We start from the raw sequence: 15,924 nt of genomic DNA, 5'->3' as shown, positions 1-15,924 counted from the left end.
TCGCGCCTGTGACTGATGCCTGACGTAAGCCCGTCGGGCCGGACACCAAAGGGGCAAGGGCCGCGACATGATGCCGCCAACGCCCGGCGCCCGGCCCGGCTCACCGCTGCCAGCGCGCCGGCATCAGCCCTCGCAGCGCATTGCCGACCCATAGGCGCACCTGCGGCAGATCGCCGGCCAGCAGCTTTTCCTCGCGGCAGTGTCCGCCTGCCAGCAGTTCGGCGCGCAGCACACCCGCCAGCAACCCGCAGGACAGGGGCGGCGTGCGCAGCCCCTCGCCCCGGTCGAAGAACAGCGTGGTTATGGTGCCGTCGCAGACCTCGCCCCGCTCGTTGAGGAACAGAAGCTCGTCGAGACCCTCGGGCATCGTCGCGCGGGCCGCGTCATAGACCGCGCGCCGCGTGGTCTTGTGCCGCAGCCAGGGGTCGGCCGAGTGCAGCCGCGCCGAGGCCAGCCCCAGCCGCCATTCGGGCGGCGAGGGCGGCAAAGGCGCACGCGCGACCTCTAGCATCCCCGCGCAGTCTAGGGTCAGCCGCAGGCGCGCGGGCGTGCCCGGTTCTCCCTTCAGCGCGGCCCCTGCAGCCCTGGCGTCGCAGGGCCAGCCCAGCGCCGCCGCGCTGGCCGTCAGGCGCGCGAGGTGCCCCTCCAGCCGCGGACAGGCCGCGCCGTCCCACAGCGCCGTCTCGATCAGCCTCAGCCCGGGGTCGTCAGCGGCAGCGCGAAGCGGGTCTTCCACAGCGCCTCCTCCCATTCCGAGGGGGCGGTCGAATCGTCCACCACGCCCCCGCCCACGTTCAGCGTGACGCGCCCGTCCGGCCAGACCGACAGCGTGCGGATCGCCACGGAAAAGCAGCCCGCCCCGTCCGGCCCCATCCAGCCCAGGCTGCCGCAATAGACGCCGCGCGCGAAGGGCTCGACCTCGCGGATGATCTCCATCGCGCGGATCTTGGGGGCGCCGGTGACGGACCCGCAGGGGAACAGCGCGCGCATCAGATCGGGAAGGCTCGCGGGGGCGGCAAGCTGCCCCGTCACGCGCGAACTCATCTGGTGGACCGTGGCAAAGCTGTCCACCGCGAACAGTTCCGGCACCCGCACCGAGCCCACTTGGCAGATCCGCGCCAGGTCGTTGCGCAGAAGGTCCACGATCATCAGGTTCTCGGCCTGGTTCTTCTCGGACGCCGCCAAGCCCGCCGCCAGTTCCGCGTCGCGCGCAGGGTCGGGATGGCGCGGCGCGGTCCCCTTCATGGGCCGCGTCTCGATCCGCCCCGAGGACTCGAGCCGCAGGAACAGCTCGGGCGAGCGCGACACGACCACCGGCCCGCCCAGGTCGGCGCAGGCCCCGAATCCCACCGGCTGAAGCCGTTGCAGCGCGCGGTAAAGGCCCCAGGGCGAGCCGCGTTCCATCCGGCTTTCCAGCGGAAAGGTCAGGTTGACCTGGTAGCAGTCGCCCGCACGGATATAGGCCTGCACACGCGCGAAGGCGGCCTCATAGGCGTCGCGCGACACCAGGGGGCGGAAGGGCGAAAGGCGGACCTCCTCCTCGGGGGCCGCTTGGTCCTTCCCGGGCGCGTCGAAGACCCCGAAGGCCAGCAGGGGGCCGGGCGGTTCGTGCATCAGGGGCCGCAGCCGGTCCTCGAGCGCGTGGCCCGCCTCGTAGGACAGCCAGCCCGCGATCCACTTGCCCGCGCGGCGGGCCTGTTCCAGCCGCTCCAGCGCGGGCAGCACCTCGTGGGAGGCATGGGCCAGCACCAGCGCCGAGGGGTCGCGGAACAGGGCGGGCCTGCCGCCTGGGCCGAATTCGCAGGATATCACAGGCGCCAACGCAATCCCTCTAGGCGCAGCAACCCGCCATGGCCAGGGTCCCGCCGCCCTTTACAGGCCGTGCCGTGTCCAGGCAATCGCCACGCCGGAACGGCAACGCCCGGCCCGAGTTGAGCGAGGCACATGCGCCCTGCCGTTCCACGAGGCACCCTTGGACTCACCCCTTTCCCCTGCCCCGCTGCCCGCCGAAAGCGCCATGCTGGACGCGCTGGGCTTCGGCCTTTACCGCCTCGATGCCGAGGGGCGCTGCACCTATGCCAACCCGGCCGCGCTGCAGATGCTGGGCTATGCGGCGGACGAGGTGCTGGGGCGGAACATGCACGAGCTGATCCACCACAGCCATCCCGACGGCTCACCCTTTCCGCAATCCGCCTGTCCGCTGCTGGCCACCCGCCTGACCGGCCGCGCGGTGCGGCTGTCGAACGAGGTGCTGTGGCGCAAGGACGGCAGCTTCTTCACCGCCGAATATTCCGCATGGCCGCTGATCGAGGGGGGCGAGCTTGCGGGCAGCGTCGTGACCATGGTGGACACCGCGCGCCAGGGCAGCGCCTCGGACCGGCTGGCGCTGCAGGTCACGGTCAGCCGGATGCTCGCGGGCAGCGCCGAGATCGAGGAGGTGCTGCCGCGCCTGCTGGCGGCCGTCGGCGGCAGCCTCGGCTTTCAGGCCGGGTTCTTCTGGGCGGTGAACCACCGCGAGCGGCAGCTTGCCCCCGAGGCGAGCTGGGTCGCGCCGGGGCTGGACGCGCAGGCGCTGGTCGGGGCCACGATGGACCTGACGCTGGACCGGGGCGAGGACCTGGCCGGGCGGGCCTGGGAAGAGGGCGAGATCATCAAGTCCCTGGACCTCGGTGATGCCGGACGGCGCAAGGCGGCGCAAGCGGCAGGCTTCGTGGCGGCCATGGCCGTGCCCGCGCGCCTTGGCCGCCGCGTGCTGGGCGTGATCGAGCTTTACGCCCGCGCGGCGCCCGAAGGCGGGGACGACCTTCTGGACAGCGCCAATGCCATCGGCCAGCAGGTCGGCCAGTACCTGCGCCGCAGGCGCGCCGAGGCGGCGCTGCGCGACCGCGAGGAGGAGTTCCGCGCCTTTGCCGAGAAGCTGCCGCAACTGACCTGGATCGCCGACGCAAGCGGCGCGATCAACTGGTTCAACAAGCGCTGGTACGACTATACCGGCGGCAGCTTCAGCCAGATGGAGGGCTGGGGCTGGTGGTCCCTGCATCACCCCGACCACGCCGCCCGCGCCGAGGAGTCCTATCGCGCCGCCATCGAGGCCGGGACCGTGTGGGAGGACACCTTCCCCTTGCGCGGCCAGGACGGACGCTATCGCTGGTTCCTGTCCCGCGCTGTGCCGATCCCCGACGAGGACGGCCGCGTCACCCGCTGGTTCGGCACCAGCACCGACATCACCGCCCAGCGCCAGGCCGAGGCCCGCGCGCTGGCGGCCGAGCGCCGGTTGCGCTTTGCCCTGCAGGTGGCGCGGATCGGGTCCTGGACCTGGGACTTCGACCGCGAGGTGCTGGAGGCCGACGAGGGCTTCCGCACCCTCTTCGACCTGCCCGCGGCCGAGGGCGAGCTGCCCGCCGCCGAGTTCCTGGCCCGCATCCATCCCGAGGATGCCCCGCATGTCGCCGCCACCTTCGAGCAGGCCCGGCGCGAGCAGGGCGAGTTCGATCTTGAGTTCCGCCTTGGGAGCGAAGGGGGCGAGGTGCGCTGGGCCGTGGCCCGCGGCTCGGTCGAGCGGCGGCCCTTCGGGCGTGGCCTTTATGCCCTGGGCATCACCTGGGACGTGACCGAGCGCCGCCGCCGCGAGGAGGACCTCGCCGCTGCCAAGATGGCCGCAGAAGAGGCCAACCTCGCGAAAAGCCAGTTCATCGCCAACATGAGCCACGAGCTGCGCACGCCCCTCAGCGCCATCATCGGCTATGCCGAGCTGCTGGAGGAGGAGGCCGAGGACCTGGGAGAGGCCGCCGCCCACATGGCCGAGGACCTGGGCAAGATCGAGGTCAGCGCCCGGCACCTCTTGTCGCTGATCAACGGCGTTCTGGACCTGTCCAAGATCGAGGCCGGAAAGATGGAGGTCGAGGTCGAGGCCTTCGACGTGGCCCCGTTGGTGGACGAGGTCTGCGCCACCGTCGAGGGGCTGATGGCGAAAAAGGACAACAGCTTCACGGCTGAAGTTGCCCCTGATCTGGGTGCCATGCAGTCGGATCCCGTGAAGCTGCGGCAGTGCCTGTTCAACCTGCTGTCGAACGCGGCCAAGTTCACCGAGAACGGCCGCGTCACCCTGACCGCCACCCGCAGGGGCGACTGGCTTGAGTTCCGCGTGGACGACACCGGCATCGGCATGACGCCCGAACAGCAGGAGAAGCTGTTCCAGCGCTTCACCCAGGCCGACGTGTCCACCACGCGCCGCTTCGGTGGCACGGGCCTGGGGCTTGCGCTGACCAAGGCCTTTGCCGAGATGATGGGCGGGACCATCGCCGTGGACAGCGCTGAAGGCGAAGGGACGAGCTTCACCCTGACCCTTCCCGCCGACGTGCGCCATCCGGTCGGTCCAGACACCGCGGCCGCAGAGCCGGGCGGCGAAGCCGGTCCTACCGACCGCGTGCTGGTCATCGACGACGACCCGCACATGCGCGATCTTCTGACGCGGTTCCTCGGGCGCGACGGGCTGGCCGTGGCGGCGGCGGCGAACGGAGAGGACGGGTTGGCGCTGGCGCGCGAGATCGCGCCCTCGGCCATCATCCTGGACGTGATGATGCCCCGCATGGACGGCTGGGCCGTGCTGTCGGCGCTGAAGGCCGACCCGCAGCTGGCCGAGATCCCGGTCATCATGGTGTCCATGATCCGCGAAACCGGCCTTGCCTATTCGCTGGGGGCCGCCGACTACCTGACCAAGCCCGTGGACTGGCAGCGGCTCAAGGAAACCGTGGACCGCCACCGCCTGCCCTCGGCCGTGCCGTCCGGGCTGGCGCTGGTGGTCGAAAGCGACGCGCCCACGCGCGATGAACTGGGCCGCCTTCTGACCGGCGAGGGCTGGGATGTGACGGAGGCCGCCAATGCCTCTGCCGCCCAATTGCGGATCGCGGAACGGCGGCCGGACCTGATCCTCGTCAACCTGGACCTGCCCGCGGTCGAAGGTTTCGCCCTGCTGGGCCGCCTGCGCCGCAGCCCCGACCTGCGGGCGATCCCGGTCATCGCCCTGACCGAAGGGGGCCTGCCGCCCGAGGAGCGCGCGCGCCTGCGCGATCAGGTGCGGCAGGTGATCCAGCCGGGCGAGGACAGCGTTGACGAACTGCTGGACGAGTTGAAGCGCATCGCGGCCGAGCGCGCGGGAACGAAGAAGGAAGGACGGGACTGATGGCGAAACTGCTGCTGGTCGAGGATACGCCCGAGATCTGGGACTTTCTGTCCCGGCGTCTCAAGCGGCGGGAACATGACGTGGTGCTGGCTCATGACGGGCAGGCGGGGCTGGAGATGGCGCGGGCCGAGCACCCGCAGGTGATCCTGCTGGACATGAACCTGCCGGTGATGGACGGCTGGACGGTCGCGCGCCAGCTCAAGGACGACCCGGCCACGGCCGCCATTCCGATCATCGCGCTGACGGCGCACGCGCTGGCGGGCGACCGGGAAAAGGCGCTGGCCGCGGGCTGCGACGACTATCACCCCAAGCCGATCGACTTTTCCAAGCTGCTGACCCAGATCGACGCCGCGCTGGGGGCCGTGGCATGAGGGTGGGCGAGATCATGGCCCTCTATGTCGAGTTCATCCCCGCCGAGGTCCCCGTGTCCGAGGCGGCCGAACTGATGGGCGAACTGGACGTGGGCGCGCTGCCCGTGGGCACGGCCGAGGACCTGCAGGGTGTCGTGACCGACCGCGACATCCTGTACCGCGTCGTGGCCAGGGGGCTGAACGGCGCCGAGGTCACCGTGGGCGCCATCGCCACCCGCCCCGTGATCGGCTGCGGCGAGGAGGACAGCCTGCAGGACGCCATGAACCTGATGGCCGCCCATCACATCCGCCGGCTGGCCGTGCGGGACGACGGTGGCCGGGTGATCGGCTGGCTGACCCTGGGCGATGTCGCGCGCCATCTTCTGGTGGAAAGCGGGTCGGTCCAGACGGTGCTGCGCGACCTGACCGAAGGCCATGGGACCGAGGCCGCGCCCGAGGCCCGGCCCGTTCAGGTGCGGTAGCGGCGCTCGAGGCTGCCTGCCACCTCGGCCGACAGCCCCAGCCGTTGCGCGACATAGTCAAGAAAGGCGCGGTTCACCCCGCCGCGCCGGTTGATCGCCAGCAGCGCCGCCGCATAGGCATGGGTGGTCAGGCCCGCCTCCTCGACCCGCGACAGAAGCTGGCCGAGATGCTGCGGCTCGGCCAGCGCGGCTTCCAGCCGCCGCGTCTCGGCCTCGCCCGCGCCAAGCCGCTCCAGCGTCAGCGGCAGCTGCCGGGCCTCGCGCGGGTCCACCTCGCCATCCCCCTGGGCGGCGGCGGCCATGACATCGACCAGCAGGGCGGATTCCTCGGGCGCGAGCACGCGGAAGTTCAGCGTGTGCGGGACCAGCACCTGCCTGCGGTTCGACAGCCAGCCGTCCAGCAGCTTGGCGCCCAGCGCGAGTTCCAGCCCCTCGGCTGCAACGGGCGGGAGCGGCGCGGGCGCGGGCGCCACCTCCTGCGCCTGCGCCTCCAGCGCATGCGCCTGTCCGTCGCGGTTGCGCGCCGTCCTGAAGATCCATCCCATGATGTCCACCGCCCTGCCCTCGTGTCCGACGCCCGGTGGAACCGGCCAGCGGGCCGCGCGGTTCCGCCCTGCCCCTGCGGAGTGACCCCCGGAATTGACCCTCGACCAAGCGCTCGCCTTCGGCCTGATGGCCGTCACGATTGGCCTCTTCATCTGGGGCCGTCTGCCCTATGACCTCGTGGCACTGCTGGCACTGCTGGCGGGCGTGCTGATCGGGATCATCCCCGCGACCGAGGCCTTTTCCGGCTTCGGCGACGACGTGGTGATCATCGTGGCGACCGCCCTGCTGGTCTCGGCGGCGGTGGCGCGCTCGGGCGCGGTGGAAACGGCGATGCGCCCGCTTCTGCGCAACCTCAAGGGCGCGCAGGCGCAGGTCACCGTGCTGGTCTCGGCCGTCACCGTCCTGTCCATGATCACAAAGAACGTGGGCGCGCTGGCCATGCTGATGCCGGTCGCGGCACAGCTGTCGCGGCGCACGGGCACGCCCCTGTCCTATATGCTGATGCCCATGGCCTTCGGCTCGCTGATCGGGGGGATCGTGACGCTGGTGGGCACCTCGCCCAACATCCTGGTGTCCAAGGTGCGCGAGGACATCCTGGGCAAGCCCTTCGGCATGTTCGACTATACGCCCGTGGGGATCGTCATCGCCGGGCTGGGCGTGGTCTTCCTGTCCTTCGCCTATCGCCTGCTGCCCGACCGCCGCGCCGCCAGCCGGTCCATGGACGCGGCCTTCAACATCGAGGAATATTCGACCGAGGCCCGCGTCCCCGAGGGTTCGCCCTTCGTCGACCGCACCGTGGCCGAACTCGAGGCCCTGGCCGAAGGCGGCCTGCGCGTCACCACCATCATCCGGGAACGCTTCCGCCGCCATGCCCCTCGTCCCGACAGCCTCCTGCAGGCCGAGGACGTGCTGCTGCTGAGCGGTGAGCCCGACGACCTGGAGCGCGTCGTGGCCCGCGCCCGCCTGCGCCTGGCCGGCGAGGAGGTGGCCGAGGACGAGGAGGCCGACGCCGACAGCGTCGTGGCCGAGGGCGTCGTCACGGCCGATTCCGCGCTGGTCGGCCGCACCCCAGCCGAGGCGCATCTGCTGCGCCGCCACGGGCTGCAGCTTCTGGCGGTCAGCCGCAGCGGCCAGCGCCTAACGCGGCGGCTGCGGCGGCTGCGGCTGGAGGTGGGCGACGTCCTGATCCTCAAGGCCACGCGCGAGCGTCTGGCGCCGTCCCTGGGCGAGCTGCGCGTGCTGCCGCTCAGCCAGCGCGACGTGGCGCTCGGCAGCCGCAAGCGCAGCTGGTTGCCGCTGATGATCCTGGCGGCGGCGATGGTGCTGGTGGCCGCGCATGTGGTCCCCGTGGCCGTGGCCTTTGCAGGCGCGGCGGCCCTGGTCCTGCTTCTGCGCGTGATGACGATGGACGAGGCCTATGAGTCGATCGAATGGCCGGTGATCGTCCTGCTGGCCGCGCTGATCCCGGTCAGCAATGCGATCCAGGCCACCGGCGGGACCGACCTGATCGCGGCGGGCCTCGAACGGGTGGCGGGCAACGTGCCGCCGCTGGTCGCGCTGGGGCTGATGATCGTGCTGGCGATGGCGGTGACGCCCTTCCTGAACAACGCAGCGACCGTGCTGGTGATGGCGCCCATCGCGGCCAGCCTTGCCGAGCGGTTGGGCCTGAACCCGGACCCCTTCCTGATGGCCGTGGCCCTGGGGGCCGCCTGCGATTTCCTCACCCCTATTGGGCACCAATGCAACACGCTGGTCATGGGGCCGGGCGGCTATCGCTTTGGCGACTACTGGCGGCTGGGGCTGCCCCTGTCGATCCTTGTCGTGCTGGTCGGCACGCCGCTGATCGCCATGGTCTGGGGGTTGAGCAGCCTCTGACGCCGGACAGGCGGCAGGGCAGGCTTTCGAACGGAAGGGAGGCTTCCCCGATGTCGGACAGCGGACTCCTCGCGCCCGGATGGCGCCCGGGCAGGCGGCAGGTGAACGGCCTGTCGCTGCATGTCGTCGAGGCGGGCCCCGAGACCGGCCCCCTAGTGGTTCTGCTGCACGGCTTCCCCGAGTTCTGGTGGGCCTGGCGCCACCAGATCACGCCGCTGGCCGAGGCGGGCTTCCACGTGGTCGTGCCGGACATGCGGGGCTACAATCTCAGCGACGCGCCGCGCGGCATCGCAAGCTACCACCTCGACCTTCTGGTGGCGGATGTGCTGGCGCTGGCGGACAGTTTCGGGGCGGACCGCTTCGACCTCGTGGGTCACGACTGGGGCGGCGTGATCGCCTGGGCCACGGCGGCACGCCACCCGGGCCGGATCGGGCGGCTGGTGATCCTCGACGCGCCCAATCCCGACCTTCTCGGCCAAGCGCTGAGGCACCCGACGCAAGCCCTGCGCAGCAGCTATGCCGCGCTGTTCCAGCTGCCCCTGCTGCCCGAGGCGATGCTGCGCCCCTTGGGATTTGCAGGTCTGCGCGCGATGATGCGCGGCAGCGCAAGGCCCGACACCTTCCGCCCCGGCGATCTCGACCGTTACGCCACGGCCTGGGGCCAGCCTGGACGCCTGAGCGCGATGCTGAACTATTACCGTGCCCTGCGCCGGCGCCGAAGGCCCGCGGAACCGGCGCGCATCCTGCCACCGACCCTTGTGCTATGGGGCGAAAGGGACGCGGCGCTGGAACGCCACGTGGCGCGGGACGCCGTGGGGTTGTGCGACAGCGGGCGGCTTCTCGTCATTCCCGGCACGACCCACTGGCTGCATCTCGAGGAACCGGAGCGCGTCACGGCCGAGATCGGGGGCTTCCTGAAGGGGGGTTCCTGACGGCTACGCCTGCATCCTCCTCAACGTGACCCGCGAAGCCACAAGGGGCCGACGAGATTGAGGCCGAGAATGCGCAGGATGTGATGCGTGCCCACGAAGGCGGGTTCGAGCTTCAGCACCAGCGCCATCGCGGCCATCGCCTCGACCCCGCCCGGCGCATAGGCCAGCCACAGCTGCCCGAAGGGCAGGCCCAGCATCCAGGCCCCCGCCGCCGCGAAAAGGGCCGAGACCCCAAGCGCCAGCAGGATGCTGACCGTGGCGCCCGGCATCGTGCGGACAACCGTCCGAAGCGTCGTGCCCCGGAAGCGCGCACCGATCACCGCGCCCGTCGCGATGAAGCCCAGGATGATCAGCGGCTGCGGAAAGCGCCCCTCCACGAGGCCGCTGGCATGCAGCCCCGCGCTGACCACCATGGCCCCCAGAACCGTGCCCGCCGGTACGCGCAGCCGGTTCAGCAGGATCGCCGCCGCGCCGCTTGCAAGAAAGACGGCCAGCGCCTCGGGGGGCGTGTTGGTCGGCTGCGGCCCCGTGGCGGCCCCGCTGATCGCGCCGCCGCTTGCCAGGGACAGCACCGGCGGCATCAGTGCGACCAGGGTGAACACGCGCAGGCTTTGCGCCAGGATGACGCGCGGCAGGTCGGCGCTGCTGTTCGCGGCCATGATGGCGACCGACGAGAACGCCCCCGGCATCGAGGCGAAGCGCGCCGTGGTCCTGTCCCAGCCATGCACCCGCGCGAGATAGACGCTGGACACCGCCATCGTCGCGGCGATCGAGGCCACCAGCAGCGCGATGCTGCCGGGCCAGGCCTGCACCTCTCCCAGGATCCCGGGCGTGACGCTGGAGCCGATGGAGATGCCCACCAGAAGGAAGGCCACCTCGCGCGGACCCCGTTCGAGCCCGACCGGCAGCCCCGCCAGCGCGCCCGCCGCCGTGGCGATCATCGCCCCCATCAGCCATGCCGCGGGCAGGCCCAGCGCCACCGCCAGCCCCGCACCCGTGGCGGCGAGCACCGCCGTGGCCAGCCCCCAGCCAAGCCGGCGCGGACCGGGTCGAGAAAGCTGCGCCATCCTGTTGTCACCCTTCGCCTGAACAGCCCCCGATTGGCTGCGCCCGGTCCCGCAGGCAAGAGGACAGTTGGTCTGATAGTAAGAGCGACGTAGCGGGAGGGCAGGTTTCCGGCCCTGATCCTGTCGGTGAGCCATGGGTGAGGCCGACCTGTGCCTTGAGATTGCCTTCCGCCGCCGCGGACCGCCTGACGTTACTGCCCTGCTACGTCCGGGGCACTCCCCCGGGCGCTGTCAGCGCCAAGGTTGACCTTCGCGCAAAGGGCCGCAATCTGCCCGCCATGTCCCGAAGCTTTCCATCCGCCCTCGTCCTTCCGGCGACATGGCTGCTTGCCGCAACCTTGGCCGGTGGAACGCTCCGGGCAGGATGGGCCTACGCCAAGCGCGCCGAACTGCGGCATGGGGCCGAGCTTTACGCCATCCATTGCGCGAACTGCCACGGAGCACGGCTGGAGGGCCAGCCCGACTGGCAGCTTCCCGGCGCGGACGGCACCTTCCCTGCCCCGCCGCATGACGATTCCGGTCACACCTGGCACCATGACGATGCCATGCTGACGGACTACATCCGCCGGGGCGGGCAGGCGGTCTTGGATGACATGGGGGTAGCCATGACCTCGGGCATGCCCGCCTTCGGCGAGATCCTGACCGAGGACGACATCGCCGCCATCCTGTCCTTCATCAAGTCGAACTGGCCCGACGACATCCGCGCCATCCAGGCCAGACGAAACGGTGGCTAGGCACTGGCCCGAACAGGACAGCCTTGCCGGTTCGGCATGCGCCCGTGTTCCAGATCTGCGGCAGATCGGTCCTTGCAGGTTCAGCGGCGGCCGTGGTGCTTACTGCTGTCCTGCGTTCTTCTCGACCCAAGCGGTCATCTTCTGCATCTCCGACAGCCCAGCCTTCGACTGCTCGTCATCGCCGTATTCCAGTTCAACCCGGCATGGCGATGGCCCCGGCATGATGCGCGGTCATTCCGCAGTGGAAGGCAGGGTCCAGGTCCTCGATAACTTAGGCGGCCCCGGATCTCGCGGTGGCTGCCTTCAGGCCAGGGCCGGTTCGGTGGTGCGCTGCTGCTCGGGTTGCAGCATGCCGAGGAAGTCCGCGGACCATTTCGAGATGTCGTTCTGCTCGATCCTGGCCATCATCGCCGTGTAGCGTTCCACCCTTGCCTCGAGCGGCATCGACAGGGCGCGGGCGATGGCATTGCCGATCGCCTCGACATCGTAGGGATTGACCAGCACCGCGGCGTCCAGCTCGCGCGCGGCCCCGGCGAAGCGGGACAGGACGAGGACGCCGGGATCGGCGGGGTTCTGGGCGGCGACGAATTCCTTGGCGACCAGGTTCATGCCGTCCCGCAGGGGCGTCACCAGTCCCACCCGCGCGATGCGGTAAAGCCCCGCGAGCGTGTTGCGACCGACCGACTGGTTGATGTAGCGGATCGGCGTCCAGTCCAGCGTGCCCATCGCGCCGTTCACGCGGCCCGCATGCTCGGCCACCTGCCGCTGCATGTCGGAATAGCCCTGCACCTCGCTGCGCGACTTCGGCGTCACCTGCAGCAGCGTCGTGCGGCCGCGCCAAGCGGGGTTGGCGATCAGGAAGCGCTCGAAGCCGTCGATGCGGTGGGTCAGGCCCTTGGAATAATCCAGCCGGTCCACACCGATGATCAGGTCGCGCCCGGCGAAGCTGACGGCGGTGCGCTTGACGGCCTTGCTCCGCACGGCCTCTCTGGCGGTCGAGGCGAACTCGGCCACGTCGATGCCGATGGGAAAGGCCTTTGCCTGGAAGCGCCGGCCATAGGCGGCCATCCAGCCGTCGCCCATGTCGCGCCCGATCCCGTCGCGCTTGAGGGCCAGCGCGAAATTCTCGACGTCATGCTCGGTCTGGAAGCCCAGAAGGTCATAGGCGGTCAGGTTGTCGATGATCGCTTCGTGCACGGGCAGCGTGAAGAACACATCCGGCGAGGGCCAGGGGATGTGCATGAAGAAGCCGATGCGGTTCCCGACCCCCAGGCGGCGCAGCTCGGAGGCCATGGGGATCAGGTGGTAGTCGTGGATCCAGATGATGTCGTCAGGCTGGATCAGCGGGCGCAGCCGTTCCGCAAAGAGACGGTTCACCCGGAAATAGCCGGCCATGTCCTTGCGGGCGTATTCGGTCAGGTCCAGCCGGTAATGGCAGAGCGGCCAGAGGACACTGTTGGCGAAGCCCGTGTAGTATTCGGCCAGGTCGCGCCGCGACAGGTCCGTCAGCGCGAAGGTGATGTTGCCCCGTTCCACGAACTGAAGAGGCCCCGGCTCCTTCACGCCGCTGGACTTGCCGGTCCAGCCCATCCAGACGCCGCCCATCTTTTCCAGCGCCGAGTTCAGCGCGACGGCCAGCCCCCCGGCCGGCGGTCCCTTGGCGGGGTCGGGAACGCGGTTCGAGACGACGATCAGCCGGCTCAAAGGACATCCTCCCAGCGGCGGGACAGGTGCATCGCCGCATAGACCAGCCCGACCATTGAATAGGTCTGCGGGAAGTTGCCCCAAAGCTCGCCCGTCTCGACATGCACCCCTTCGGACAGCAGGCCAAGGTGGTTCCGGGTCCGCAGGATCTCGTCGAAGATCTGGCGGGCATCCTCGCGCCGGCCGACGCGGACCAGCGCGTCGATCAGCCAGAAGGTGCAGGCGGTGAAGGCGGTTTCCGGCGCCCCGAAATCGTCGGGCGCACGGTAGCGGTAAAGGTGGTTGCCAAAGCGCAGGTGCTTCTCGCAGGCGTCCAGCGTGGACAGGAAGCGCGGGTCATGCGCCGGGATGATGCCGATCTGCGGCATCAGCAGCAGGCTCGCGTCCAGGTCCTGGCCGCCGAAGCTGGAGACAAAGCTCTGCAGCTCCTTGTTCCAGCCCTGTTCGAGGATGCCTTCGCGGATCTTGTCGGCCTCGGCCCGCCAATGCGCCTGCCGCTCGGGCAGCGCCAGCTTGGCCGCGATTTTGGCCAGCCGGTCGCAGGCGGCCCAGCACATCACGGCGGAATGGGTATGGACGGCGCCGCGGGTGCGGAATTCCCACAGGCCCGCGTCGGGCTGGTTCCAGCGCTCGGCCGCCTGCCGCCCCAGCCGTTCCAGCCGGGTGAACAGCGCCTCGCCGCCCATGGTGGGCAGGCGTTCGTCGAAGAAGGCCTGCGTGATCGACAGGATCACCGAGCCGTAGCCGTCGTTCTGCACCTGCGTATAGGCGGCGTTGCCCCTGCGCACGGGGCCGAGGCCGCGATAGCCGGGCAGGGTCGGAACGGTCTCCTCGTCCACCTGCCGTTCCAGCCCCAGCCCGAACAGGGGCTGCAGGTAGCCGTCGGGCGAGCCTGCCGCAATGTTCGAGACATAGGCGAGGTAATCCTCCATCGTCCGGGTCGCGCCCAGCAGGTTCAGCGCGCTGACGGTGAAATAGGAATCCCTCAGCCAGCAGAAGCGATAATCCCAGGTCCGCCCGCTTTCCCCGTATTCGGGGATCGAGGTCGTCAGCGCCGCGACGATGCCGCCGGTTTCCTCATGCGCGCAGAGCTTCAGCGTGATGGCCGAGCGGATCACCACGTCCTGATAGTCCAGCGGCACCGACAGGTAGCGGACCCAGTCGCGCCAGTAGCTGGCGGTCTGGTCCAGGAAGCTGCGGGCGATCTGCATGGGGGCCTGCGACAGCCGCTCGTCGGCGCCGAAGACGAAGGCATAAGGGCGATCGACCAGGAAGGCCTTGCCGTTCTCGACGAAATCGACCGGGGCGTTGGTGGTCAGGCGCAGCACCTGGTCGCCCAGGATGAAGCGGATGTGGTTGGTGCCGCGCGTGATCTCGGGAACATGGGCGCCATAGCCGTGCCGGGGGCGCATCAGGACGCGGACGCGGGGGGTGCCCTCCAGCGGCTCGATGATGCGCACGATGCCCAGGGGGCGGAACATGCGGCCCAGGTCCTTGAAGCGCGGCGCGAAGTCGAGGATGCGCAGCCGGTTGCCCGAGCCGTCGGTCAGGATCGTTTCCAGGATCGCCGTGTTGCGAAGATAGCGCTGCTCGCTGTGGGCAAAGTCCTCGACGGTGATCGACCAGTCGCCGCCACCCTGCCCTGCGGGCCCGCCCAGAAGGCGGCAGAAGATCGGGTCGCCATCCATGCGCGGCGCGCACATCCAGACGATCGAGCCGTTGCGGTCCACCAGCGCGGCCGCCGCCGCGTTGCCGATGACCCCGAGGTCAAGCGAGTGGGCCGGGACCGTGCTGGTCGTGGCGGGGGCGAGGGATTCGACGGGGACGTTCATCGCGCCACCCGTTCAACCCAGGCGCGCACATCCGCCGGCGAGGCGACGCGGCCCTGCGCGAGGGTGTCGCGCCGATCCGTGCCGACCCGGACCGACAGGCCGCCCAAGCGGTTCGCGGCCGCGAACATCGCCTCGTCCGTCACGTCGTCCCCGATCGCCAGCGGCAGCCGTCCCGCGAAAGCCTCGTGCCCCATCGTCTGCATCAATGCATCTCCCTTGTCACGGCCACGCGGCCGCAACTCCACAACCGCCTTGCCCTCCTGCAGTTTCCATCCGTCGCCCACGCTTTCGGAAAGCGCCCGCATCAGGTGCCGCACCTGTCCCTCGCTGGCCGGGGCAAGGCGGTAATGCGCGGCAAAGGCGGCACCCTTGTCCTCGAAGATGACGCCAGGCCAGCGCGCCGCCTGCTCGCGCAGCCGGTGCTTGGCCGCCGAGAACTCGTCGGTGACGCCGGCGCCGAAAACCCGCCCGGCCCCGTCGCGCCATTCCGCGCCATGCAGCCCGTTGATCACGACAGGAAGGCCGGGAAACAGCCGATCAACCGTGGCAACCGAGCGCCCGGTAACCAGCGCCACCGCGCCGCCCAGCCTCGCGGCCAGCCGGGCCAGAGCCGCGGGCAGGCCCGAAGGCACGCTGATCCCGTCGGGGGTGTCGGCAATGTCCAGAAGCGTGCCGTCGATGTCGAGAAACACGGCCAGGCCGTTCACATCGTCGGGCAATCCGTCCAGGGCCTGCAGGCCTCCAGTCGTCTGATTGGATTTCTGATCCATCGCGGCAACCTAGGCACCGCGCGCGCGGGGGACAACCCCGGCGCGCAGGCCGGAAGGCTCTGGTTGCCTTTCTGCGGAGGGCTGTCGGGGTGCCTGCCCTCGGGTTGAGCATCCGTGCGCGAGACTACTGCCCGGTTCTGCAAAGGCGGAGAAAGGCCCGAATTTCGGTCGCGGGGGCGTCAGGCTGCTCGAGCGCGGGGAAGTGGCCGCCACGCTCGAACGATGTGCACCGCCGGGTGTCGGTAAAGGTCCTTGCGGCCAGCGAGCGTAGCGGGCGCAAGATCTCTCGCCGGGAGGCCGCATGGCCGGTCGGCACATCGGCCGTTTTGCCCACGGGAACCGGCCAAGGGTCGTGAGCCCGCGCATGATGGGGCCCGAAGGACGAATTGATCGCCCCCGCAATCCGACCAGCCCCGGAACCTCTCGGTTATCCACGCGGCCAGCCCCGCG

General features: G+C 70.2%; 14 protein-coding genes. 6 read left to right on the top strand and 8 right to left on the bottom strand.

Going from position 1 to position 15,924, the window contains the following annotated elements; genetic code table 11:
• Positions 1 to 100 precede the first annotated feature (100 nt).
• On the bottom strand, positions 101 to 736 hold the full coding sequence (locus BLQ03_RS01990; protein ID WP_090752181.1) for an aminotransferase class IV family protein: 636 nt from the start codon (positions 734 to 736) through the stop codon (positions 101 to 103).
• A complete protein-coding gene (locus tag BLQ03_RS01985) occupies positions 694 to 1,812 on the bottom strand; it encodes an aminodeoxychorismate synthase component I (RefSeq protein ID WP_090752969.1) in 1,119 nt (372 codons plus the stop codon). Before BLQ03_RS01985 ends, BLQ03_RS01990 begins: the two co-directional genes overlap by 43 nt.
• 160 nt (positions 1,813 to 1,972) lie before the next feature.
• On the opposite strand from BLQ03_RS01985, the gene BLQ03_RS01980 reads away from it, so the two are divergent.
• The 3 genes from BLQ03_RS01980 to BLQ03_RS01970 are packed head-to-tail and all read left to right on the top strand — an operon-like array spanning position 1,973 to position 6,014.
• Entirely contained in the window at positions 1,973 to 5,182 is a 3,210-nt protein-coding gene (locus tag BLQ03_RS01980; protein ID WP_139166603.1) for a response regulator, read from the top strand.
• Positions 5,182 to 5,553, top strand: coding sequence for a response regulator (locus BLQ03_RS01975; RefSeq protein WP_090752177.1), 372 nt, complete (start codon positions 5,182 to 5,184; stop codon positions 5,551 to 5,553). The genes BLQ03_RS01980 and BLQ03_RS01975 overlap by 1 nt, the downstream gene beginning before the upstream one ends.
• Positions 5,550 to 6,014: a CBS domain-containing protein gene (locus BLQ03_RS01970; protein ID WP_090752175.1), complete on the top strand. Its 465-nt coding sequence runs from the start codon at positions 5,550 to 5,552 to the stop codon at positions 6,012 to 6,014. The genes BLQ03_RS01975 and BLQ03_RS01970 overlap by 4 nt, the downstream gene beginning before the upstream one ends.
• Here the strand turns inward: BLQ03_RS01970 and BLQ03_RS01965 are convergent.
• Positions 6,002 to 6,559 carry a DUF533 domain-containing protein gene (locus tag BLQ03_RS01965; protein WP_175558747.1) on the bottom strand — a complete coding sequence of 186 codons (558 nt, stop codon included), beginning with the start codon at positions 6,557 to 6,559 and terminating at the stop codon, positions 6,002 to 6,004. The two genes, BLQ03_RS01970 and BLQ03_RS01965, sit on opposite strands and share 13 nt — an antisense overlap.
• A gap of 94 nt (positions 6,560 to 6,653) precedes the next feature.
• Between BLQ03_RS01965 and BLQ03_RS01960 the strand changes: the two genes are divergently transcribed.
• Entirely contained in the window at positions 6,654 to 8,435 is a 1,782-nt protein-coding gene (locus tag BLQ03_RS01960) for an SLC13 family permease (protein ID WP_090752169.1), read from the top strand.
• Between the two features lie 50 nt (positions 8,436 to 8,485).
• The gene (locus BLQ03_RS01955) at positions 8,486 to 9,367 is read left to right on the top strand and encodes an alpha/beta fold hydrolase (protein ID WP_090752166.1); all 882 of its coding nucleotides are present in this window, start codon (positions 8,486 to 8,488) and stop codon (positions 9,365 to 9,367) included.
• A gap of 20 nt (positions 9,368 to 9,387) precedes the next feature.
• On the opposite strand, the gene BLQ03_RS01950 is transcribed toward BLQ03_RS01955, so the two are convergent.
• Entirely contained in the window at positions 9,388 to 10,434 is a 1,047-nt protein-coding gene (locus BLQ03_RS01950; protein ID WP_090752163.1) for an AbrB family transcriptional regulator, read from the bottom strand.
• 278 nt (positions 10,435 to 10,712) lie between these two features.
• Here BLQ03_RS01950 and BLQ03_RS01945 point away from each other — a divergent pair, with 278 nt between their 5' ends.
• Positions 10,713 to 11,168 (top strand): c-type cytochrome, encoded by a 456-nt coding sequence (locus BLQ03_RS01945; protein ID WP_090752160.1) that lies wholly within the window; start codon positions 10,713 to 10,715, stop codon positions 11,166 to 11,168.
• Positions 11,169 to 11,267: 99 nt separating this feature from the next.
• On the opposite strand, the gene BLQ03_RS18980 is transcribed toward BLQ03_RS01945, so the two are convergent.
• The 4 genes from BLQ03_RS18980 to otsB form a co-directional block, all read right to left on the bottom strand.
• On the bottom strand, positions 11,268 to 11,390 hold the full coding sequence (locus BLQ03_RS18980; RefSeq protein ID WP_281200986.1) for a hypothetical protein: 123 nt from the start codon (positions 11,388 to 11,390) through the stop codon (positions 11,268 to 11,270).
• Positions 11,391 to 11,471: 81 nt separating this feature from the next.
• On the bottom strand, positions 11,472 to 12,872 hold the full coding sequence (gene otsA, locus BLQ03_RS01940) for an alpha,alpha-trehalose-phosphate synthase (UDP-forming) (RefSeq protein WP_090752157.1): 1,401 nt from the start codon (positions 12,870 to 12,872) through the stop codon (positions 11,472 to 11,474).
• Entirely contained in the window at positions 12,869 to 14,704 is a 1,836-nt protein-coding gene (locus tag BLQ03_RS01935; protein WP_090752154.1) for a glycoside hydrolase family 15 protein, read from the bottom strand. The genes otsA and BLQ03_RS01935 overlap by 4 nt, the downstream gene beginning before the upstream one ends.
• A complete protein-coding gene (gene otsB, locus BLQ03_RS01930) occupies positions 14,701 to 15,474 on the bottom strand; it encodes a trehalose-phosphatase (protein WP_090752152.1) in 774 nt (257 codons plus the stop codon). Before otsB ends, BLQ03_RS01935 begins: the two co-directional genes overlap by 4 nt.
• Positions 15,475 to 15,924 lie beyond the last annotated feature (450 nt).

Origin of the sequence: Paracoccus chinensis (genome assembly GCF_900102885.1) — a bacterium.
GTDB lineage: Bacteria > Pseudomonadota > Alphaproteobacteria > Rhodobacterales > Rhodobacteraceae > Paracoccus > Paracoccus chinensis.
This window is presented reverse-complemented; position numbering and strand designations above follow the sequence as displayed.